Annotated in this window: 25 protein-coding genes, 2 tRNA genes and 1 pseudogene; 18 read left to right on the top strand and 10 right to left on the bottom strand. The window is 61.3% G+C overall.

What is annotated here, in order from left to right; translation table 11 throughout:
- From GR138_RS30420 to GR138_RS00015, 5 genes and pseudogenes are all read left to right on the top strand, one after another.
- The coding region (locus GR138_RS30420) for a hypothetical protein (protein ID WP_210253445.1) at positions 1–258 on the top strand (258 nt) is incomplete at its 5' end.
- Between the two features lie 33 nt (positions 259–291).
- Positions 292–429: pseudogene (locus GR138_RS30445) on the top strand (IS3 family transposase); the annotation flags it as partial.
- Positions 430–736: 307 nt separating this feature from the next.
- Positions 737–810, top strand: a tRNA-Cys gene (locus GR138_RS00005).
- Positions 811–1,001: 191 nt separating this feature from the next.
- On the top strand, positions 1,002–1,721 hold the full coding sequence (locus GR138_RS00010; protein WP_160856574.1) for a class I SAM-dependent methyltransferase: 720 nt from the start codon (positions 1,002–1,004) through the stop codon (positions 1,719–1,721).
- Between the two features lie 161 nt (positions 1,722–1,882).
- Positions 1,883–2,203: an RcnB family protein gene (locus GR138_RS00015; RefSeq protein ID WP_160856575.1), complete on the top strand. Its 321-nt coding sequence runs from the start codon at positions 1,883–1,885 to the stop codon at positions 2,201–2,203.
- A gap of 51 nt (positions 2,204–2,254) precedes the next feature.
- On the opposite strand, the gene GR138_RS00020 is transcribed toward GR138_RS00015, so the two are convergent.
- Together GR138_RS00020 and GR138_RS00025 are read right to left on the bottom strand one after the other, a co-directional pair.
- Positions 2,255–2,731, bottom strand: a complete 477-nt coding sequence (locus GR138_RS00020; protein WP_160856576.1) for a DUF2938 domain-containing protein — start codon at positions 2,729–2,731, stop codon at positions 2,255–2,257.
- Between the two features lie 73 nt (positions 2,732–2,804).
- A complete protein-coding gene (locus tag GR138_RS00025; protein WP_160856577.1) occupies positions 2,805–3,089 on the bottom strand; it encodes a hypothetical protein in 285 nt (94 codons plus the stop codon).
- A gap of 164 nt (positions 3,090–3,253) precedes the next feature.
- Between GR138_RS00025 and GR138_RS00030 the strand changes: the two genes are divergently transcribed.
- Positions 3,254–3,328 (top strand) — tRNA-Asn (locus tag GR138_RS00030).
- Between the two features lie 138 nt (positions 3,329–3,466).
- Here the strand turns inward: GR138_RS00030 and GR138_RS00035 are convergent.
- Positions 3,467–3,658 carry a hypothetical protein gene (locus GR138_RS00035; RefSeq protein WP_160856578.1) on the bottom strand — a complete coding sequence of 64 codons (192 nt, stop codon included), beginning with the start codon at positions 3,656–3,658 and terminating at the stop codon, positions 3,467–3,469.
- A 67-nt stretch (positions 3,659–3,725) separates the two neighbouring features.
- Entirely contained in the window at positions 3,726–3,935 is a 210-nt protein-coding gene (locus tag GR138_RS00040) for a hypothetical protein (protein WP_160856579.1), read from the bottom strand.
- A 222-nt stretch (positions 3,936–4,157) separates the two neighbouring features.
- Here GR138_RS00040 and GR138_RS00045 point away from each other — a divergent pair, with 222 nt between their 5' ends.
- From GR138_RS00045 to GR138_RS00075, 7 genes are all read left to right on the top strand, one after another.
- Positions 4,158–5,423 carry an SAM-dependent methyltransferase gene (locus GR138_RS00045; protein WP_160856580.1) on the top strand — a complete coding sequence of 422 codons (1,266 nt, stop codon included), beginning with the start codon at positions 4,158–4,160 and terminating at the stop codon, positions 5,421–5,423.
- Positions 5,424–5,547: 124 nt separating this feature from the next.
- Positions 5,548–6,588, top strand: coding sequence for a cysteine synthase A (locus tag GR138_RS00050; protein WP_160856581.1), 1,041 nt, complete (start codon positions 5,548–5,550; stop codon positions 6,586–6,588).
- 5 nt (positions 6,589–6,593) lie between these two features.
- Complete coding sequence (locus tag GR138_RS00055) at positions 6,594–7,337, top strand: alanyl-tRNA editing protein (protein ID WP_160856582.1); 744 nt, start codon at positions 6,594–6,596, stop codon at positions 7,335–7,337.
- 75 nt (positions 7,338–7,412) lie between these two features.
- Complete coding sequence (gene sseA, locus GR138_RS00060; RefSeq protein WP_160856583.1) at positions 7,413–8,267, top strand: 3-mercaptopyruvate sulfurtransferase; 855 nt, start codon at positions 7,413–7,415, stop codon at positions 8,265–8,267.
- On the top strand, positions 8,267–8,857 hold the full coding sequence (locus GR138_RS00065) for a GNAT family N-acetyltransferase (RefSeq protein WP_160856584.1): 591 nt from the start codon (positions 8,267–8,269) through the stop codon (positions 8,855–8,857). Before sseA ends, GR138_RS00065 begins: the two co-directional genes overlap by 1 nt.
- Before the next feature lie 94 nt (positions 8,858–8,951).
- Positions 8,952–9,512, top strand: coding sequence for an OmpA family protein (locus tag GR138_RS00070; protein ID WP_160856585.1), 561 nt, complete (start codon positions 8,952–8,954; stop codon positions 9,510–9,512).
- Positions 9,513–9,614: 102 nt separating this feature from the next.
- A complete protein-coding gene (locus GR138_RS00075) occupies positions 9,615–10,103 on the top strand; it encodes a DUF1203 domain-containing protein (protein ID WP_420853597.1) in 489 nt (162 codons plus the stop codon).
- Between the two features lie 46 nt (positions 10,104–10,149).
- On the opposite strand, the gene ald is transcribed toward GR138_RS00075, so the two are convergent.
- Positions 10,150–11,268, bottom strand: a complete 1,119-nt coding sequence (gene ald, locus GR138_RS00080) for an alanine dehydrogenase (protein ID WP_160856586.1) — start codon at positions 11,266–11,268, stop codon at positions 10,150–10,152.
- 164 nt (positions 11,269–11,432) lie between these two features.
- On the opposite strand from ald, the gene GR138_RS00085 reads away from it, so the two are divergent.
- Positions 11,433–11,894: an Lrp/AsnC family transcriptional regulator gene (locus GR138_RS00085; protein WP_160856587.1), complete on the top strand. Its 462-nt coding sequence runs from the start codon at positions 11,433–11,435 to the stop codon at positions 11,892–11,894.
- Here the strand turns inward: GR138_RS00085 and GR138_RS00090 are convergent.
- The 5 genes from GR138_RS00090 to ilvA all read right to left on the bottom strand — a co-directional run bounded on the left by GR138_RS00090 (position 11,891) and on the right by ilvA (position 17,223).
- Positions 11,891–12,880 (bottom strand): CorA family divalent cation transporter, encoded by a 990-nt coding sequence (locus GR138_RS00090; protein WP_160856588.1) that lies wholly within the window; start codon positions 12,878–12,880, stop codon positions 11,891–11,893. The two genes, GR138_RS00085 and GR138_RS00090, sit on opposite strands and share 4 nt — an antisense overlap.
- Positions 12,881–12,912: 32 nt before the next feature.
- Entirely contained in the window at positions 12,913–13,821 is a 909-nt protein-coding gene (gene ppk2 / locus GR138_RS00095; RefSeq protein WP_160856589.1) for a polyphosphate kinase 2, read from the bottom strand.
- Between the two features lie 369 nt (positions 13,822–14,190).
- A complete protein-coding gene (locus GR138_RS00100; RefSeq protein ID WP_338091034.1) occupies positions 14,191–15,441 on the bottom strand; it encodes a GGDEF domain-containing protein in 1,251 nt (416 codons plus the stop codon).
- Positions 15,442–15,599: 158 nt separating this feature from the next.
- Positions 15,600–15,914, bottom strand: a complete 315-nt coding sequence (locus GR138_RS00105; protein ID WP_160856591.1) for an HlyU family transcriptional regulator — start codon at positions 15,912–15,914, stop codon at positions 15,600–15,602.
- Positions 15,915–15,975: 61 nt separating this feature from the next.
- Positions 15,976–17,223 (bottom strand): threonine ammonia-lyase, encoded by a 1,248-nt coding sequence (ilvA, locus tag GR138_RS00110; protein ID WP_160856592.1) that lies wholly within the window; start codon positions 17,221–17,223, stop codon positions 15,976–15,978.
- 136 nt (positions 17,224–17,359) lie between these two features.
- Between ilvA and GR138_RS00115 the strand changes: the two genes are divergently transcribed.
- From GR138_RS00115 to GR138_RS00130, 4 genes are all read left to right on the top strand, one after another.
- Positions 17,360–18,814 (top strand): TrkH family potassium uptake protein, encoded by a 1,455-nt coding sequence (locus GR138_RS00115; protein ID WP_160856593.1) that lies wholly within the window; start codon positions 17,360–17,362, stop codon positions 18,812–18,814.
- Positions 18,815–18,880: 66 nt separating this feature from the next.
- Positions 18,881–19,459, top strand: coding sequence for a hypothetical protein (locus GR138_RS00120; RefSeq protein WP_160856594.1), 579 nt, complete (start codon positions 18,881–18,883; stop codon positions 19,457–19,459).
- A gap of 123 nt (positions 19,460–19,582) precedes the next feature.
- The gene (locus GR138_RS00125; protein WP_160856595.1) at positions 19,583–20,227 is read left to right on the top strand and encodes a DUF47 domain-containing protein; all 645 of its coding nucleotides are present in this window, start codon (positions 19,583–19,585) and stop codon (positions 20,225–20,227) included.
- Positions 20,227–21,234: an inorganic phosphate transporter gene (locus GR138_RS00130; RefSeq protein WP_160856596.1), complete on the top strand. Its 1,008-nt coding sequence runs from the start codon at positions 20,227–20,229 to the stop codon at positions 21,232–21,234. The genes GR138_RS00125 and GR138_RS00130 overlap by 1 nt, the downstream gene beginning before the upstream one ends.
- The last annotated feature ends 103 nt before the right edge of the window (positions 21,235–21,337 follow it).

Raw genomic sequence — 21,337 nt, forward strand, 5'->3', positions numbered from 1 at the left:
TACCCCGCCAAGGGGATTAAATTTGCATGCCGAAACACAGCGTATCCGCCGCTTATGCCGGTGATACCGATCTGGCGTGGCGTCCCGGTGACACGCTGCCATGCCCTCGATAAACCAGCCGTAGCAGTTCCACGACAGGCCGCTTTGGCCGGCAGCGTTTTCACCGAGGGCGCGACCACTCTGGACGCGGATCATTGCATCAACGTTGCCGTGGTGCACAAACCATGGCTCAATTCTCAATGGAAATTATGCGCCTAACCGGCGCAGTTCTGCGTGGAAACCAACAATTAATATACAAACGAGTGGTTCAAGATCCTCATACGACAACGCATTGCCTGCTCGATGAGTCGCTTTGGAAATGTCTGGGGCCACGCCGCATTGGAGAGCTACTGCTCATCATTGAAAATGATGAGAACTGCACGAAAGGTTAGCGCATGAAGAACGGCGCAAGAGCGGCATGACGGAGCTGGAGGAAGAGGGCCTGACAGGAGGTCAAGGCCCGGCGCTTTCAAAGCACCGCACAGGCACCGCCTACAGGGGGCATGCCAAGGACACCGAGAAGCGCGTTTTGAGGCAACCAAGTGTCGGTTTAGCCTTCAAGAGGGCGACGTAGGCGGAACTTCTTCGGAACAAGCGTTCAGAACAAAAAAAGGTTCGCCTTCAGAATGAAAGCTATTGCACACATCGTAGATTCGTTCTAAACGCCCGGCACCACTCGCTTTATAGCAAGACGGACGGCCTCGTGGCGGAGTGGTTACGCAGAGGACTGCAAATCCTTGCACCCCGGTTCGATTCCGGGCGAGGCCTCCAACTCTCCAAATAGATCCATACATTACGGTCATTTGCTCCAGCTCTTGCCTTTACGGCAGGCGCTCCTCTTACACGCATTTACGCGCGGACGCCCTAGCCGCCGCAGGCTTGGGGCAAGCCGATGGCATCAGGATGATCCCCGCGCGACTTGCGCGAGTCTTGCCCTTCTCGATCTCTTGGAAAGCCATCCGATGACCGAACCGAATACCGACCAACACGCTATGGCGCAGGCGCTGCTGTCTGCCGTCTATCAGGTCATTGCGCGCCCGCAAGGCGATGCGTTCAACCTTGATGTGATCGCCAAGCTCGCCGCCGGCATTTCATCCTCGCAATATCTCTACACCCGCATGATCGGCGCCAAGCGGACCGACAATGCGGGCGCGCTCATCGACTATGCCTGCTCGCAGGCGACCGTCGAAGGCTTGGTCGTCGAGTTCGGCGTCTTCTCCGGCCGCTCGATCAACCGCATCGCCCAGAACAAGCCGGGTCCGGTCTATGGCTTCGACAGTTTCGAGGGCCTGCCGGAATATTGGCGCGACGGCTACCAGAAAGGCGCCTTCGCGCGCCAGGACCTGCCGGCCGTGGCAGCGAATGTGGAACTGATCGTCGGCTGGTTCGACAGAACCCTGCCCAAGTTCCTCGATGAACATCCGGGCCCGGCCTCGTTGATCCATGTCGACTGCGATCTCTACAGCTCCACGCAGACGATTTTCACCCAGATGCGGGAGCGTATCGTGCCCGGCACGATCATCCTGTTCGACGAATATTTCAACTATCCGGGCTGGGAACTGCATGAGTTCAAAGCCTTCAAGGAGTTCGTCGAAAGCTGGGGCGTTCAGTACGAATATATCGGCCTGCACGCCAACCACCAGCAGGTCGCGGTGCGCGTGACGGGCATGTACAATCGATAAGGCAGCCATACTGCAAACAACAAGGCGGCCCGTCGGGCCGCCTCTACATGCCTGGAGAGCCGATTTAACAGGCTGTTTTCATTACAAAAATGTAATCTCTTATTCAGTTTTGGTTCATCAGGGCGACCCTAGATTCCTTGCATCAACAACGAGGAACTGCCATGAAACTCTTCACCAAAACCCTTCTTGCAGCCGTCGCCCTCTCCTTCGCTGCGGCGCCTATGGCACAGGCCCAGACCTATGGTCATGACCGCAAACCCGGCTACTCTTCGTCGTGGAAGAAGCACGACGCAAACAAGCGCCATCACTGGCGTCAGGGCGAACGCTTCTCCGACTGGAAACGCCGGCCGGCGGTGCGCGACTATCACCGCTACGGCCTGCGCAAGCCGGCCCGCGGCCAGCAATGGGTCAAGGTCGACAACAGCTATCTTCTGATGAGTATCGCCACCGGCATCATTCTTGGCGTGAATGCGGCCCGATAGAATGAATCGGACGCCACCACCGTCCCGTGGTGGCGTTTTCGCCCCCGGCGATCAGCGCATCAGCAAGGCCGTGCCGAAGAGGCCGAGCGCGAAGACCGTGTGCGAGACCAGGTTGAGAACACGCACCTTGTTGGCGTTCGGCAGTTTCGAGGCTGCCACACCGATGCCGAGGCCGGGCTGTAGCAGGAACCAGCCGGCGCCCACCGTGACGATGCCCAATATCCAGGCCGGCAGGAAGGTCGGCGCGGCAAACCAGCCGTCTCCCACGATCAGCGCCAGGATCACCCCATAGAGAATGCCGACGGCATAGTGGCTGAGCCAGCCGAGCGCCAGTTCATGGGCATAGGGTTCGGCCTTGCCGATATCATCGTGAAAAACGACGCCGTTCTTCAAATGCCAGAACCAGCGGCCGACCGGCGCCCAGTTCGGCCGGGATTGACCGAATGCCTTCCACAGAAGGATCGCCCAGACATCCATCAGAACCGTGGCGCCGAACCCCACGACGACACCCTTCACCAAAAGCCCCATAGTTTCCCCTCGCCCGAAAACACTGCCGGGCGGTTAGATCAGGTCCTGGAAGTCCGTGCAAGAATGGCGGCGGTCAGCGCGCATCGCGGCGCGCCTTGCGCGTAGCCCACCAGACGGAGAAGCGCCGGCGCAGGCGGCGAACGACATGGGAATCGTGTGACAGAACGAGAAGCCCCAGCGGAACCATCCAGAATCCCAGAATTGGAAGGAAGCCGAGAATGCCGCCGCAGACGAGCAGCACGCCGATCGTGGTGCGCAGCCAGCGCGATTCCGGCAGTTTCAAGCGGAAAGAGCCGATGACGATCTCCCGCGTACGAGGATCTATGCCGAAATGCATATTGTTTTTTCGCGTGGTCATTCACCGCTCGTTCTACTGAAAAGCCTGACTTTCCAAGGCTTGCCTCCTGCCCAAGTGGAGACTTCTCCACAATCAATCAAGCTTTGTGCATTTTTTTGTCAAAAATCGCTTGGCAAATCGATCAGGCATTTGTATTACGCGCTCACTCCGCAGCGAGCGGATGATCCCTGGTAGCTCAGCGGTAGAGCATTCGACTGTTAATCGACAGGTCGCCGGTTCGAATCCGGCCCGGGGAGCCAAATTCTTCAGCTAAGATGCTGATTTTATTTTAGGAGCCGGTTCTTGAATGAGCTGGCTCCTAATTTCTTTTCCGGATCTGCTTTCAAAAACGGTCTCCCGCTGCCTCCCAAGGAGGCCGGCCGCCATCATTTTAGCCGTTACCGCAGATTTTGCGGCGGGCGCTTGGTGGTCATCTGCAGCTCATGGCGGCTCGCGAAGCGACCGAACAGGAGAAGGAGCTTGCGCTCTTCCGCTTTGTCGAGCCCATTTTTGCGGCAGTGCTCGGCAACATCAAGAACGGTGCGGGTGTCCCGAGGGTTAAGCTGGCGGTCATTGACGTGATGGGTCATGGCGGGCTCCTCCGTTGCGCATGAGGAAAACACGCCGGGCAGCACTTTGTTCCCGGCGTTTCGCCTGTCAGGGCACCATGCCGGCGCCTGCCTGGCCGGCGACGCGCACCGCACCGTAATCCCGGTCATATGCCGTGCGGCGGAAGGACTGGCTGCGATCGCGCGGGCGGGCTGAAGGATCGTTCGGCAGCGTGCCGACCACGCCGTCTGCATAGGTGCCGGTGGCAGTATCGTCATCGTCGGTCGGATTGGCGTGAAAAAGCCCGAAAAACATCATGGTACCTCCAGTTTCCGTCCAAACGGCCAGCGGAAACCTTCGTTCCCGGCACCGCGCGCATAGACGCAAAATTAACCATGTTTGCTAACGCCGCGTTAAAGGCCGACCCTTTTGCAGCCGTCTCCCGCAAATTTCTAATCCCGACTGTCACGATTCACGTCTTGGCGTTCGAAACTATTGGCGTTAGCTTTCCGTTACGTCGGGTTGGCGCAGGGGCAATCGATGACGACTGAAATGATTTCAGAAAAAACCTATTCGGACCGTGACATCCTCACGGCAGGCAATTTCGCGGAGAGAACAAAGGGACTGCCGTTTCGCGCGCAGATGGTGTTGCGCGGCCTTCTCGGCCTCGAAATCGGTCTGCTGTCCCTGACCGTGCCAACGGGACAAACTTTCGTGATCGGCGGCAAGGCACCCGGCCCGCACGCTGTCGTAACCTTGCACAACTGGAGCCTGCTACATCGCGCCGTCAGCGAGGGGGCGCTCGGCGTGGGAGAGAGCTACATGGACGGCGACTGGGAAAGCCCGGATGCCGGCGCCTTCTTGGAACTCATCCTCGTCAACACGAATGTCGTGCGTGACTATGCGAACGGTCCGCGCGGCCTTTTCCTCCTCTTCGAGAAATTCCGCCACTGGCTGAACGCCAACACGAAGCGTGGCGCCCAACGCAACATTTCCGCCCATTACGATCTCGGAAACGCTTTCTATTCCGAATGGCTCGATCCAACGATGACCTATTCGTCGGCGCTCTATTCCCACGGTGCCAACGACCTCACCTCCGCGCAGGTGGCGAAATACCGCGCGCTCGCGGAAGCGACCGGAATCGGCCCCAACGATCATGTGCTGGAGATCGGCTGCGGCTGGGGTGGCTTTGCCGAATTTGCCGCAAGCGAGATCGGCTGCAAGGTCACAGGCCTGACGATCAGCCGCGAGCAATTGGCCTTTGCGCGCGAGCGCATGGCGAAAGCCAATCTCGCCGACCGCGTCGAACTGAAGTTCCAGGATTATCGCGACGAGACCGGCACCTATGACCGCATCGTCTCCATCGAGATGTTCGAAGCCGTGGGTGAAAAATATTGGCCGGCCTATTTTTCAAAGCTGCACGAATGTCTGAAACCCGGCGGGCGGGCGGGCCTGCAGGTCATCACCATCCTTCAGGAAGCCTATGTCGAATACCGGGCCAACCCTGATTTCATCCAGAAATATGTCTTCCCAGGCGGCATGCTGCCGACGCGCGAACACCTCATGTCGCTCGGCCACCAGTTCGGCTTCTCGACGGCATCCGACATGGGGTTTGGCCACGACTACGCCCGCACCCTCGCCGAATGGCGTCATCGCTTCTGGGGCGCATGGGAGCGTATAGTCCCCCTCGGATTCGACGAGCGTTTTCGAAAGCTCTGGGAGTTTTATTTCTACTATTGCGAAGCCGGTTTTCGGGCAAAGAACATCGATGTGCGGCAGGTGGTTTATACGCGGCCCCTCGCTTGACGTGCCATGGTAGAAAAAATCCCTCTGGAAGGCCTGTCTCGAGAAACAGCGTTTCTTGCAAAGCGACGCGTGCCGGCCGAAAAGACGCTTTCTACTCTAGGCACATAAAACGAGGCTCGTCCCCATGTCCATTCTCCCGTCCGTTCTGGATGCAATCGGCAACACGCCGCTGATCCGCCTCAAGGGCGCCTCGGAGGCGACGGGCTGCGAGATCCTCGGCAAGGCGGAATTTTTGAACCCCGGCCAGTCGGTCAAGGATCGCGCGGCGCTCTTTATCATCCGGGCGGCGGAACGCTCTGGCGCGCTCCGTCCCGGCGGCGTCATCGTCGAGGGCACGGCGGGCAACACCGGCATCGGCCTCGCGCTCGTCGCGCAGGCGCTCGGCTATCGCACCGTCATCGTCATCCCGGAAACCCAGAGCCAGGAAAAGAAGGACGCGCTGCGCCTGCTTGGCGCCGAGCTCGTCGAAGTGCCTGCCGTTCCCTACAAGAACCCGAACAACTACGTAAAACTCTCCGGCCGCCTTGCCGAACAGCTCGCCAAAACCGAGCCGAACGGCGCGATCTGGGCAAACCAGTTCGACAATGTCGCCAACCGCGATGCGCATATCGAGACCACCGCCCCGGAAATCTGGCGCGATACGGGCGGCAAGGTGGACGGCTTCGTCTCCGCCGTCGGTTCCGGCGGCACGCTGGCCGGCGTGGCAGCGGGCCTGCGCGCCAAAAATCCGAATATCAAGATCGCCCTTGCCGATCCGGATGGCGCAGCGCTCTACAACTATTATGCTCATGGCGAACTGAAATCCTCGGGCGGGTCGATCACCGAAGGCATCGGCCAGGGCCGCATCACAGCGAACCTGGAAGGTTTTACGCCGGACTACTCCTACAACATCCCGGATTCCGAAGCCGTTCCGCTGGTCTTCGACCTTATCGAGAACGAAGGCATCGCTGTCGGCGGCTCGTCGGGCATCAACATTGCCGGTGCAATCCGGCTGGCGAAGGACCTCGGCCCCGGCCACACGATCGTGACGATCCTCTGCGACTATGCTAACCGCTATCAGTCCAAACTCTTCAACGCGGACTTCCTCGATTCGAAGGGCCTGCCGGTTCCAGGCTGGCTGAAGGCGAAATCGGGGATCAAGGTCCCCTATCAGCCGGTCGAATAGGTCTCATGTCCCTTCCCACCACTGCCCTCTTTCGCGACGATTTTTATCTTTCGACAAACGAGGCGGTGGTGACGGCGGTGCACGAAGACGGCGGCATCGAGCTCGACCAGACCTGTTTCTACGCCACGTCCGGCGGCCAGCCAGGCGATACGGGCTTCCTCGAGCGTGCGGACGGCAGCCGTATCGCGCTTGGTCCGGCCGTAACGGGCGCGACCAAAGAGATCGTCATTCACCGTCCGCTGGAGGGCGAGACCTCGCCGATCGTCGGCGAGACCGTCGTTGCCCATATCGACTGGGCGCGGCGCTACAAGCTGATGCGCATGCATACGGCCTGCCACCTGCTCTCCGTCGTCTGCCCCTTCCCGATCACAGGTGCTGCCGTCGGCGAAGACGACAGCCGCGTCGATTTCGACATGACGGAGACCATCGACAAGGACGATGTGACGGCGAAGCTGATGAAGCTCGTTTCGGAAAACCATCCGATCTTCGTGCAGTGGATCACCGACGAAGAGCTTGCAGCCAACCCCGGCATCGTCAAATCGAAGAACGTGCGCCCGCCCATGGGGCTTGGTCGCGTCAGCCTCGTCTGCATCGGTGAGAACTCGTCGATCGACAGCCAGCCCTGCGGCGGCACGCACGTCTCCGAAACGCAGGAAGTCGGCGCCATCCACATCGCCAAGATCGAGAAGAAGGGCAAAGAGAACCGCCGGTTCCGCATCCGTTTCGGTGCGCCGGGGTCGGAAGGCTGAAGCTGTTTTTATTGCGCGATTCGCGGCACGCAAACGGCTGCGCACGTTTGCCGGAATTGCTTTGAGGAGAATGTGATGTCCAACGACAAGAGCAGGTTCGTCGTCTCGGCGGATTGGGTGGAAAAGCAGCTCGGCGCGCCGGCGTTCCGTATCGTCGATGCCTCCTGGTATCTCCCCGCGCAGAACCGCAACGGTGCGGCCGAATATGCGAGCGGTCACGTTCCCGGCGCGGTTTTCTTCGATCAGGACGTGATCGCCGATCATTCAAGCGCGCTGCCGCACACCGTGCCCTCGCCGGCCTTCTTTGCCACGGAAGTCGGAAAGCTCGGCATTTCGGATACCGATACCATCGTCGTCTATGACGGCCCCGGCATTTTCACGGCACCGCGCGTCTGGTGGCTGTTCCGCACGATGGGCGCGAAGAACGTCTATGTCATGGATGGCGGCATCGACGGCTGGAGGAAGGAGGGGCGACCGCTCCAGACCGACCTGCCCGAACCGGCACCGGCCGTCTTTCATACCAACTTCAATCCCTACGCCGTCACTTCGTTCGAAGAGATGCGCGGCATCGTCTCGACCAAGTCCAGGCAGATCGCCGACGCCCGGGGGGCAGGCCGCTTCACCGGCGAGGAAGCCGAACCGCGCGCAGGCATGCGCTCCGGCCATATGCCGGGTGCAAAAAGCATGCCCTCCGGCACCTTCTCCGTCGACGGCAAGTTCAAGGATCTCGCAAGTTTGCGCCAGCATTTCGAGGATTCGGACATAGACCTTTCCAAGCCGGTCGTGACAAGCTGCGGCTCGGGTATCACGGCCGCGATCATCACGCTGGCGCTCGCGTCGCTCGGCCATGACAACAACACGCTCTATGACGGCTCCTGGTCGCAATGGGGTGGCCGGGACGATACGCCGGTCGTGACGGGAAAAGACTGATGGCGAAAAAAGTCCAGCCGGCACCGATCAAGGTGCACATTACCGCGCTTGAAATGACGAGTGCGCCGAAACAGAGCCTGCCGGTGCCGGTGAACGTGCATACCGCCATCCTCAGCGCGCCGGATATCCCGCTCGCCTTCTACCGTTTCCTCTACCGGCAGGTCGGCAGCCGCTGGCACTGGGTCGACCGCTTGCGGATGAATGACGAGACATTGACGAAAACGCTCCACGACAAGCGCAACAGCGTCACCGTGCTTTACGTCAACGGTGCTCCGGCGGGTTTCTTCGAACTGTTGCAGGTCGACGGGGATGTCATCGAGCTTTCCCATTTTGGCCTGCTCGAACGCGCCCTCGGCCTCGGCATCGGTAAATGGTTCCTGCTCCAGACCCTCTATGCCGCTTGGGCGCTCGGGCCGAAGCGTGTGACGGTCACCACAAATGATCTCGATCATCCCCGCGCCCTCCAGCTCTACCAGATGTTCGGCTTCTCGCCCGTCGGCACATCGGATGCGGAGGTCGTTCCCCTCTCCGACGCCGAATTGCTGGACCTAGCAAAGCGCGACTGCCTGATGCCCGTTGAGGGCCGTTAAACAGTCTGAACGACGCCCAACGGCCGGTTCATGTTTCCTTCAGATCGTTCGTGGCAGGTTCCGCACGAAAGACGAAACAGAAGGAAATATCGCCATGCAACGCCGCGCCTTTCTGACCGCGTTTGCCGCTGCCCTCGCCACCCCGGCTCTTTCCGGCCTTGCGCTTGCGCAGGAAACGCCGTCCGAAGACATGATCCTGCGCCGCCTCGACGCCGCCCCCGCGCGCCGCATGCCGGAGAACGAACGCGTGACGGTGCGCGAATTCAAGCGCCGCGCGGACCTGCGCCGCGCCGCGCCGTCGATCGACATCCAGTCGATCAACTTCGCCTTCGCCTCCGCTGACATCCCGCGCTCGGAATATCGCAAGGTGCGCCAGATCGCCCGCGCCATGGAGAGGATTCTCAGCCGTCGCCGCCGCGCCGTCTTCCTCATCGAGGGCCACACGGATGCTGTAGGCTCCGCCGCCTCCAACCAGGTTCTGTCCGAACGGCGCGCCGCGTCGTTGAAATGGGTGCTCGTCCAGGAGTTCGGCATCCCGTCGCGCGCACTGGAAACGGTCGGCTACGGCGAGGAATACCTGCTGGTACCGACCCAGAACGAGGAATGGCGCAATCGCCGCGTCACGCTCCGCCGCATCGACGAATTCGTGCGCTAGTCCCGCCAGCCAAGCCTTCGCCGCCGGCCTTGTGCCGGCGGTTTTGATTCGGGCGGCAAGAAACGGGTGTCGAAGACCGGCGAAATGAGGGATCGTCGCGGCATGACAAACGGAGCCAACGCCATGTCCATCCGCTTCCTGCCCATACCGATGGAAACCGCCACCGCTTACTGGAGCGGCGGCAACGATGCCTATGACATGACACCGGAGCGCCAAATCTCCGACGGCGACGGTGTGCCCTGCCGGCACTGCCTGCGGCTTGTCGGTGCGGGTGAGCCCTATTTCATCCTCGCCCATTGCCCCTTCCCGGCACTCCAGCCCTATGCGGAAACCGGACCGATCTTCCTCCATGCCGAGCCTTGTGACGCCCATCAGCCGTCAGAGGCCATGCCGCCCATGCTGACCAGCCGCGACTATATCGTGCGCGGCTATTCCGAAGGAAACCGCATCCTCTACGGCACCGGCGCGGTGGTTGCGAACGCGGACATTCCGGATTATGCGGCGAGCCTGCTGGCGCGTCCGGATGTCGCCTACCTGCACATCCGCTCCGCGCGCAACAACTGCTACCAGTGCCGCGTCGAGCGCGCATGAAAAAGGCCCGGATCGCTCCGGGTCCTTCCTGTCTGGTCCTGATCGATCAGGCGACGTTCAGCACCGCCTCCGGCGCGTAGGACTCGTAGCCAAGCGCCTCGGCGACCGGCCGGTTCGTCACACGGCCCTTGTGCACGTTGAGGCCAGCCCGCAGATGGCGATCCTCGGCAATTGCCTTCAGACCCTTGTCGGCAAGCTGGAGGCCATAGTGCAGCGTCGCGTTGTTCAGCGCGTGGGCGGAAGTAACCGGCACGGCGCCCGGCATGTTGGCGACGCAATAGTGCACCACGCCATCGACCTCGTAGGTCGGGTCGGAATGGGTGGTCGCATGCGAGGTCTCGAAGCAGCCGCCCTGGTCGATGGCAACGTCGACGATGACGGCGCCCTTCTTCATGCCGGAGAGCATTTCGCGGGTGACGAGCTTTGGTGCCGCAGCACCAGGGATCAGCACGGCGCCGATGACGAGATCGGCGGCAAAAACCTCCTCTTCCAGCGCATCGATCGTCGAATACCGCGTGTGGATACGACCGCCAAAAATATCGTCAAGCTGGCGCAGACGGGGGATCGAGCGGTCGAGGATGCAGACATCCGCGCCAAGACCGGCGGCCATCTTCGCCGCATGCAGGCCGACGACACCGCCACCGATGATGGCAACCTTGGCCGGCAGAACGCCCGGTACACCGCCGAGCAGGATGCCACGGCCGCCATTGGCCTTCTGGAGTGCGGTCGCACCGGCCTGAATGGAGAGACGACCGGCAACTTCGGACATCGGCGCCAGAAGCGGCAGGCCGCCGCGCTCGTCCGTCACCGTCTCATAAGCGATCGCCGTCACGCCGGAGGCGAGCAGGCCCTTGGTCTGCTCCGGATCGGGCGCCAGGTGCAGGTAGGTGTAAAGAATCTGTCCGTCGCGCAGTTGCGCCCATTCGGAGGGCTGCGGCTCCTTGACCTTCACCACCATGTCGGACTTCTGGAAGACGTCGGCGGCAGTGGCGACGATTTTTGCGCCAGCGGCGCGATAGCTGTCATCGTCCGCGCCGATGCCGGAACCGGCCTTGGTCTCGACGATGACCTCGTGGCCATGGGCCACATATTCCCGCACGGCACCCGGCGTCAAACCCACCCGGTATTCGTGATTCTTGATTTCCTTCGGACAACCGACACGCATTCGCGTTCCTTTCCCAGTGCTGTTCCCGTCTCTTTGCCGCCGCTCCCGGCGGGGAGCACCATGCAAGCAGAGGACACGTGCAATGTCCTTGCAAAGCCAGTTTGCGAAACGGGCGATTGTCGAATATTCTGCGAATATCAGCAGAAATTTCGAAGGAAATTCGAATGGGGCAAAGAGATGCAATCGATGCTGCGATCCTGAAGGCAGTTCAGCAGAACGGCCGAATCTCCAATGCGGACCTTGCCGAACGGGTCGGCCTGTCGCCGTCCGCCTGTTCGCGACGGCTCGACATCCTCGAAAAAAGTGGCGTCATCAACGGCTATTACGCCCGCGTGTCGCCCAAGGCACTCGACTACAAGATGATCGCCATCGTGCACATCTCGCTCTCGGGCCAGTTCGCCAAGACGCTCAACGAGTTCGAGTCCGCGGTGAAACTCTGCCCCAATGTTCTGGTCTGCTACCTGATGTCGGGCGAATACGACTACATCTTGCGCGTCGCAGCCAAGGACCTCGAGGACTATGAGCGCATCCACCGCGACTGGCTGTCGGCCCTGCCCCATGTGGTGAAGATCAATTCGAGTTTCGCACTGCGCGAAATCATCGATCGTCCGAATGTCGGCGTCTAGAAACGAAGGCTGATGCCGGCCCGGCGCAACAGCCAGTAGAACAGCGCGGTGGCCGCGACACCGAGCATCACGGCCCAGCCGAAACCGGACTCGCCGCGACTGAACGGCAAACCCGCGGTGTTCATGCCGAAGACCCCGACGACCAACGTGCCGGGCAAAAGCAAGGCGCTCATCACAGCCATCGCTTTCAGGCTGCGGTTGGATTCGTCCGCCAGCTCCGCCGCCATTTCCTCCTGCAGCAGTCGCGCGCGGTCATTGAGCATGACGATCTCGCGATCCAGCCTTTCGAGCCGTGTCGACAGGCGTTGCAGCGTGGCATGCGCCGTTTCCGACAGCATCCAGCCGTCGCGATCCTCTTCCTCGAACAGCGCCACCATTCCGCCAACGGGCCGGTGCAGCGAAACGGCCAGCCGCCGGATTTCCTTGAGGCTGCGGCGTTCGTCGCTCAACCGCTCGGTGACGAGGCGATCCTCCACCGCATCGAGAAGTGCCGCCGCCTCCTTGAGGCGCAGATTGGTGTTCTTGCAGAACGCCGCGACAATCGCCTCGAAAAGCTCGTAGGCCGTCGCCGGGCAGAAACCTTCCCCAAAGGATCGCCGCACCCTGTCCACGGCCGCCAGCGGATGCCGCCGGGCGGTGACGAGAAGCCGGTCGGTCACCGCGAAATGCAGCCGGCCGACCGCGGTGGACGTGCGCTCCATATCCTGCTGCAAATCGACGACGACGCCATGCGTCGTGCCGGCTTCATGGCCGAGAACAAGGCTTTCGTCATGCCCGTCAAGCACAGCGCGCGCAGCGACAGGAAGCGTGCACCGGCCGGTCAACCAGCCCTGCATGCGTTGATCGACCAGATCGACATGCAGCCAGACCCAGCCGTCTTCAGCCGCAAGGGCCTCGTCGATCTGCGCCGGTGGAACAAGTTTTACCCGCCCATCGGCAGTGCCCCGCCAGGCGCCGACGAGGCCTGGCGGATGTTCCCTGTCCAATTGCTCCAGCAGATTCAAATGCGCGACCAGCGTCAATAGACGTCCGGCACGTACATTTCATCCGGCGGCTCGTGGCGGATATAGTCGTCATTGCGAACACGCTGCGGCAGCTCGATCGGCGACTTCGGCACGTCCTCGTACGGCACCTGCGCCAGGAGATGGGCGATGCAGTTCAGCCGCGCCCTCTTCTTGTCGACGGCCTCGACGATCCACCATGGCGCCTCGGGAATATGAGTGCGCGCCAGCATCTCTTCCTTGGCCTTGGTATAGTCTTCCCAGTGAACGCGGCTTTCCAGGTCCATCGGCGAGAGCTTCCACTGCTTCAGCGGGTCGTGGATGCGCATGCGGAAGCGGAATTCCTGCTCGTCGTCGGTGATCGAGAACCAGTATTTGACGAGGATGATACCCGAGCGCACCAGCATGCGTTCAAATTCCGGCACCGAGCGGAAGAACTCTTCCAGTTCGTCCGGCGTGCAGAAACCCATGACGCGCTCCACGCCCGCCCGGTTATACCAGGAGCGATCGAACAGCACCATTTCGCCGGCCGTCGGGAGCTGCGATACGTAGCGCTGGAAATACCATTGATTGCGCTCGCGCTCGGTCGGTGCCGGAAGGGCGACGACGCGGCAGACGCGCGGATTGAGGCGCTGGGTCACGCGCTTGATAGCGCCGCCCTTGCCCGCGGAATCGCGCCCCTCGAACAGCACGACCATCTTGAGCTTCTTGTGCTGCACCCAGTCCTGCAGCTTCACCAGCTCATGCTGGAGACGGAACAGTTCGCGGAAATAGACCCGGCGCTCCAGCGTCTGCGGCGCAGGTTCCGACATGCCCTCTGCAACGAGGTCGTCGAGCCGCTCCTCTTCGATCTGCATTTCCAGCTCCTCGTCGAAGCTGTCGGCAATTTCCGCCTTGATGCGGTTCAGATGGGTGTCTTCGAACATGATCGATATCCGTCGATGGTGAGGATTGTACCCTGGCGATCTGTGCACCACCGGGCCCGTTGAATGCGTTCTCGCGCGTCAGGATGTCTGACACAGGATTGCGGGAAGGATGAGGCTGACGATATGCGCCGGCGTATCGGGAAGTACAGCGCGCCAGAGACAATGACAGCAGACGCGGAAGATGCGCGTTTCGGCGAAGAATAGCTCGTACGGCGGCGAGGTCGCTTGTAGCCTCTCCCATCGCACCACTCCTCATCGACTGTCTGCTAGATTGCCGGGACCGCCCTCGGATTCGTATAGGAAGCGCACATGAAACTTTTGTGACGGCTCGAATATAGACCGCGCATTTGGCAGCGGACGGCAGCAGGACTAGTCGAAAATCACGCGGTTGCGGCCGGCGTTCTTGGCGGCGTAGAGCCGGGCGTCGGCGGCCGACAGCAGGGCATTCAGCGTCGTGCCGTCGCTGTAACTGTTCGCAACGCCGATGCTGACCGTGACCGGCGCACTGTCTGGCCGCCGGATCTCCGCCTCCACGGTGCGGCGCAGCGCCTCCGCCCGCCCGGCACCGACCTCAGGAGCGATATCCTCGCAGATCACCACGAACTCCTCGCCACCGAAGCGAAAGACCTTGTCGTTGCCGCGGACGGACCGTTGCAGGCAGGCGGCGATGTCCTTGAGTACGCCATCGCCCGCCAGATGCCCGAAACGGTCATTGACGTCCTTGAAGTGATCCGCGTCAAGGATCATGAGAGCCAGCGGCTTGCCGTCCACCAGCATCGCCGACAGCATGCGCGGCGCCTCGAATTCCAGGCGGCTGCGATCGTAGACGCCGGTCAGTGCATCCCTGCCCGAGCGGTCGAGCAGGTCCTCGTAGCGTTCCCGGAAGGTGAGATCGGCAAAGATGTCCGAAATCGGCCGCGGCGAGACCGGAATGGCCGAGATGCGCGAATAGGAGAGATAGATCGTGATCAGCACCGCGTAGGCGCAGGCCGCCATCATCTTGGCAAGCCAGCCACCCCAGAAGACCGCGGTGGGCGCGCCGTTCAGGAAGTGCAGAGCGGCAAAGAAACCAATCTGGTCGAAGGTGAGGACCACGACCCCGGACACAAAGAAGCGCATGGCCGTGCTGTGTTTGAAGACCCGGCCGAGGCGTTCGTAGAGCAGGATGATCGCCAGCGAATCGATGTAGAGCAACGTCGTGCCCCACAGCATCAGCCAGCCCATCTCGTCGATGAAAGCGAGATCGGCAAGACGGCCGGGCACGGCGCTGACGGTCTGGTGGTGCCGCAGGAGAAAACCGAGGCCCACGGTCAGAAAATTACCGGCAAGCAGCCCGTAGATCGGCGCCCGCACAACCGCCGCATCCTCCTTCACGTAAAGGAGGAGGATCATCATCAGCTTGCCGGAAAAAAGCACGGACGAGCCCGGCGAAATGACGCCGAAGGGCAACTCGATGTAAAAAACCGCCGCCAGATAGGTCTCAAGGAAGTGCATCACCCCGAGTGCTGCGACGAAGACACCGATGCCCAATTGATGGCGAAGGTGCAGGATGCCCACCATGAAGACGAAATAGAATCCCGCCTCGACGAGGAGCAGGATCAGATTTTCAGTACCCATGATCGGTCCGCAGATTCTTCGACGTGCCGCCAGCTAACAATACCGGCACGGTCGCAACAAGTCGTTTCCTGCGGATACAGGCAAATGCGCCGGTTCTCCAGCGCCTTCATACGGTTTGTATGACTTTTCACAAAGCGAAGCGGCTTTTGCTTCGCTTCGCCTCAGACCTGCCGGCTCTCCACGCCGTCGCTGAAAAGCGACGCGCCATGCTGGTCCGCGATCTGCTTGGCTTTGCGGAAGGTCGAGGCAACGGTGTCGTCCCGCGAAGAAAAGAGATCGGCGCGGATGAAGCTGCGGGTCAATACCCGCTCGCCGTCCCGTTTCTCGATCCGCCCGGCAAGGCGGTACTGGCCGCCTTCCGCCATGGGGGCTGCCACCAGGGTAAGATCGTTATAGGCCTCGGTTTCCTCCGCGACTTTCGCCGGAGTTGCCGAGCCGCCGCTGCGACCGAAGAGTTTTGAAAAGAACGATGCCATGGCCGATTGCTAACACAGGCCGCCGCACCCTCCAAGAGGAGAGCGCGCGGCCCGGTTCTCCCTAGATGATGAGGTTTGCGAGAATTTCGTTCTCGGTGATGTCCTGATAGCGCATGCCGGCGCCGTCGAAGGCCTTCTTAAGGGCTGCAAAATTCTCCGGCGCCTTTGTTTCGATGCCGATGAGGATCGAGCCGAAGTTGCGGGCGGATTTTTTCAGATATTCGAAACGGGCGATGTCGTCGTCCGGGCCGAGCATGTTCAGGAAATCACGCAGCGCACCGGGGCGCTGGGCGAGGCGCAGGATGAAATATTTCTTCAAGCCGGCATGACGCATGGCGCGTTCCTTGACGTCCGGCAGGCGTTCGAAATCGAAATTGCCGCCGGAGACGACGGCGACCACCGTCTTGCCCTCTAGTGCCTCGCGGCCGAGCGCATCCAGCGCCGTGAGCGACAGCGCACCGGCCGGCTCCAGCACCACGCCCTCGACATTCAGCATATCGATCATCGTCACGCAGATCGCGTTTTCCGAAAGCAGCATGACCTGGTCGGCGGAAAACCGGCTGAGCGCTGCGAAATTCAGCGCGCCGATCTGCCCGACCGCGGCACCGTCGACAAAGTTGTCGACCTGGTCGAGCGTCACCACGGCGCCGCTTTCCAGGCTGCGCTTGAGGCTTGGTGCACCCGCCGGCTCGCAGAACAGGAAGCTGGACGGCCCCATCTTGTCGGCCAGATAGCCGGTCACGCCCGAGGCAAGGCCGCCACCGCCAACGGGGAGCACGACGAGGTCCGGCAGCTTGCCGTCGCCAAGTTGCTCGACGATTTCCGCCGCTACCGTCGCCTGTCCTTCGATGATGTCTTGGTGATCGAAGGGCGGCACCATCAGCGCACCGGTCGCCTCCGCGTGGTCGCGGGCCGCCTTGTAGCATTGGTCGAAGAAGTCGCCGACAAGCTTGATCGTCACGAATTCGCCGCCGAAAATACGCGTCTTGTCGATTTTCTGCTGCGGCGTCGTCACCGGCATGAACACCACGCCCGGCACGCCGAAATGGCGGCAGACGAAGGCGAAGCCTTGCGCATGGTTGCCTGCCGACGCGCAGACGAAGCTGCGCGCCCCGTCTTCTTTCGCGAGCACCTTGCGGAAGAAGTTGAACGCGCCCCTGATCTTGTAGGAGCGCACCGGCGAGAGATCCTCGCGCTTCAGGTAAATATCCGCGCCATAGCGGGCGGACAAATGTTCGTTGAGCTGGAGGGGTGTTTCGGGAAAAAGCCCGCGCAATGCGTCACGGGCTGCGTCGACGTCCGGTTTCATGCCGTTCGATGCCATCCTTGAGTTTGGACAATGCAAAGGCTATTGCATATCGCAGTGGCGGACACCACCCGTCCCGGCCGCGCGGCCTTTCGAGACTTGACCTTAGCCTACAGCGCCGCATCAGGACAGATTTCCCTTGAACGCCACGATCTACCGCTCAGCCATCAACATCGCAGCCACATGCGGGATGTATCTCGCAGCCGCCATGCTCGTGCCTGCCTTCGTCGATGTTTATTACGGGCACAAGGACTGGCAGGTCTTCCTCCTGTCATCGGCGCTCGTCGGGGGCCTGTCGATGATTACCGCAGCGGCGACCCGCGCCGGCCCGCCGCCGTTCAACAAGAAGATGGGCTTCCTGCTCGTCAACCTGCTGTGGCTGGTCTTCTCGCTGGTCGGCGCCGTGCCTTTCATGATGTCGTCGCTCGACATGGATTTTGCCAAGGCGCTGTTCGAATCGGTTTCGGCGATCACCACGACCGGCTCGACTGTCATTTCAGGATTGGACAACGCGCCGCCGGGCATTCTCCTCTGGCGTTCGCTGCTGCACTGGCTCGGCGGTATCGGCATCGTGGCGCTTGGTCTTTTCGTCATGCCCTACCTGCGCGTCGGCGGCATGTCCTTCTTCAAGATGGAATCTTCCGATACCAACGACAAGCCGTTTGCCCGCATCGCCAGCTTCACGCGCGCCTTCGTCCTGGTTTATGTCGGGATCACGGTGGTCTGCGCTATCACCTATGCCGCCCTCGGCATGAGTCGCTTCGACGCGGTCAACCATGCCATGGCGACGGTAGCGACCGGTGGCTTTTCGACTCATGATGCATCTTTCGGCTATTTCAACAGCCTTTCGCTGCTGTGGGCTGGCACCTTCTTCATGACGCTGTGCAGCCTGCCGTTCTCTATCCTGATCGTCTTCCTGGTGCGCGGCCGGTTGGACGCCCTGCGCGATCCGCAGATCGGCGTTTTCCTCAGCTATCTTGTGCTGTTTTCGATCGCGATGGCCATCTACCATCGTATGCAGAACGGCGTGCCGTTCCACGAGGCGCTCGCCCACGCATTCTTCACGGTTTCGACGATCCTCTCGACCACCGGCTTTGCCAGCGAAGACTATACGCTGTGGGGGCCGTTTGTCGTCGCCATGGCCTTCTTCATGACCTTCATGGGCGGGTGTTCGGGCTCGACGGCGGGCGGCATGAAGGCCTATCGTTTCATCATCATCTTCAATTCCATTCGCACCGGCCTTTACAAGCTCATCTATCCGAACGGCATTCACACCGTGCGCTACGGCCGGATGACCGTCGATCCGGACGTGCAGCGCACCGTCTTCCTGTTCTTCGCGACCTACCTCATGCTCTGGGTCTTCGGCAGCGTGGCGATGGCCGCCATGGGCTACGATCTTGTCACCTCGGTCTCGGCCGTCATCACGGCGCTCTCCAACGTCGGCCCAGGCGTGGGTCCCATCGTCGGCCCTGCCGGTAATTTCTCGACGATCTCCGATCCGGCGCTCTATCTTCTGTCGCTGATGATGCTGCTCGGCCGTCTCGAAGTGCTGACCGTGCTGGTGATCCTGACACCACTCTTCTGGAAGAGCTGATCCATCATCCTTGACTGTTGTCCCGCTTCTTCGCATCCTGCCGCCACCCGGCTGGAGGAAGACTGAATGTTCGTGTCGAAGTCCCTGTTGCGTTTGAGCTTTATCGGCGCGCTTCTGCCAACGCTCGCCTTCGCCGGTCCACTTCAGGACGCGGCAAAAAAGGCGGAAGAGCAGGCCGCCGCCGGCGACACGGTCGGCGCGCATAACACGATCCGCGATGCCTATGGTGCCTTCGCCGCCACCCTGCCCTTTTCCATCGGCAAATCCGTCTTCGTCTCCGCCCCGCCGGAAGGCTACGGCATGTACACGGCGCGGCCGGAATCAAGTTTCAAGGCTGGCGAGGCGCTGATCTCCTATGTCGAGCCGGTCGGCCTCACCTGGCGATCCTCTGACGGGGGGCTGCTGGAATCGCATTTCACGGTCGATCTCGAACTGCTCGATCCCAAGGGCACCAAGCTGGCGGAACAGAAGGCCTTCGGCTCCTTCGACTTCAAGGGCAGCGTGCGCAACCAGGAAGTCTTCGCAAAGCTGACGCTGAACCTCACCAGTCCGCCGCCGGGCGACTATGTGCTGCGCTATCGTTTCCGCGATGCGGCAAGCGGCGCCGTCGCCGTCAGCGAGCAGCCATTCAAGATCGTACCCTGATCCGCCACGGAGCTTATCCACAGGCCGGCAGAGAATTGTGACAAGCCGGAATCCGCGCTTTCCAGCGCGTTGACGGTCAATTATGACAGCCGCATGACAACCCCAGCCATGTAAGGGGCATCCATGCTCTCGCTGTTTCGCAAACTTATGCCGCGTGAAGATCGCTTCTTCGATTATTTCGAACAGCATTCCCGCACTGTCGTCGGCGCCGCCGAAGCCCTCCAGCAGGTACTCGCCGGCGGGCCGGACATGGACAAACACTGCGACCGCATCGTCGCGCTGGAAGACCAGGCCGACGACATCACCCGCGAAGTCCTGCTTGCCGTGCGCCGCAGTTTCATCACCCCCTTCGATCGCGGTGACATCAAGGATCTGATCCAGTCGATGGACGATGCCATCGACATGATGCACAAGACGGTGAAAACCATCCGCCTCTACGAGCAGACGAGCTTCGAGCCCGGCATGCGGGAAATGGGCGACGTCGTCGTCAAGGCTGCCCACCTCATCGCCGAAGCCATCCCGCTGCTCGACAAGGTGGGCGTGCATGCCGGTCGCCTCAGCGCCATCACCGAAGAGGTCACCCGCGTCGAGGGGCGTTCCGACGAACTGCATGACCAGGGCCTGAAAAACCTTTTCACGCAATATGGCAAGACCGACCCGATGGCCTACATCATCGGCAGCGAGATCTACGGCGAACTGGAAAAGGTGGTCGACCGCTTCGAGGACGTGGCGAATGAGATCAGCGGTATCGTGATCGAGAACGTCTGATGGACGCCACCCTCGCCTTTCCGCTGCTGATCGGCCTCGTCGGCATCGCGCTGCTCTTCGACTTCCTGAACGGCCTGCATGACGCGGCGAATTCCATCGCCACGATCGTCTCGACGCGCGTGCTGCGCCCGCAATATGCCGTCATGTGGGCGGCGTTCTTCAATTTCATCGCCTTCCTGTTCTTCGGCCTGCATGTTGCCGAAACGCTCGGCAAGGGCATCATCGATCCTGGCATCGTCAGCCCGCTCGTCATTTTCGCGGCGCTGATGGGTGCGATCATCTGGAACGTCGTCACCTGGATTTTCGGCATTCCGTCGTCTTCGTCGCATGCCCTCATCGGCGGCCTTGTGGGCGCCGGCCTCGCCAAGACCGGCTTCGACGCCGTCGTCTGGAGCGGCCTCATCAAGACGGCGAGCGCCATCTTCCTGTCACCGGCTATCGGCTTCCTGCTGGCGCTCGTGCTCGTCCTGATCGTCTCCTGGCTGTTCGTGCGCCAGACGCCGTTCGCCGTCGACCGCACCTTCCGCGTGATGCAGTTCATCTCTGCCTCGCTCTATTCGCTCGGCCATGGCGGCAACGACGCGCAAAAGACCATGGGCATCATCGCCGTGCTGCTCTATTCGCAAGGCTATCTCGGCGGCGAATTCTACGTGCCGTTCTGGGTGGTCATCACCTGCCAGGCGGCCATGGCGCTCGGCACGTTGATGGGCGGCTGGCGCATCGTGCACACGATGGGCTCGAAGATCACCCGCCTCAACCCGATGCAGGGTTTTTGCGCGGAAACCGGTGGCGCCATCACCCTCTTCGCCGCCACCTGGCTCGGCATTCCCGTCTCGACGACGCACACGATCACCGGCGCCATCATCGGCGTGGGTGCCGCCCGCCGCGTCACGGCGGTGCGCTGGGGCATCGCCGGCAACATCGTTTGGGCCTGGATCATCACGCTGCCATCAGCGGCGGCGATTTCGGCCCTGTTCTTCCTGACATTCAACGCTTTCTCGGGCTAAACCTGTCACTGCGACGGACCGGTCAGAAGAAGGCAAACGATTGACGAACCGGCGCATTGGGGTAAATGAGGTCTGGCTAACCCGTATGTTTCAGAATTGGCAG

The sequence above is a fragment of the Shinella kummerowiae genome (assembly GCF_009827055.1).
Taxonomy (GTDB): domain Bacteria; phylum Pseudomonadota; class Alphaproteobacteria; order Rhizobiales; family Rhizobiaceae; genus Shinella; species Shinella kummerowiae.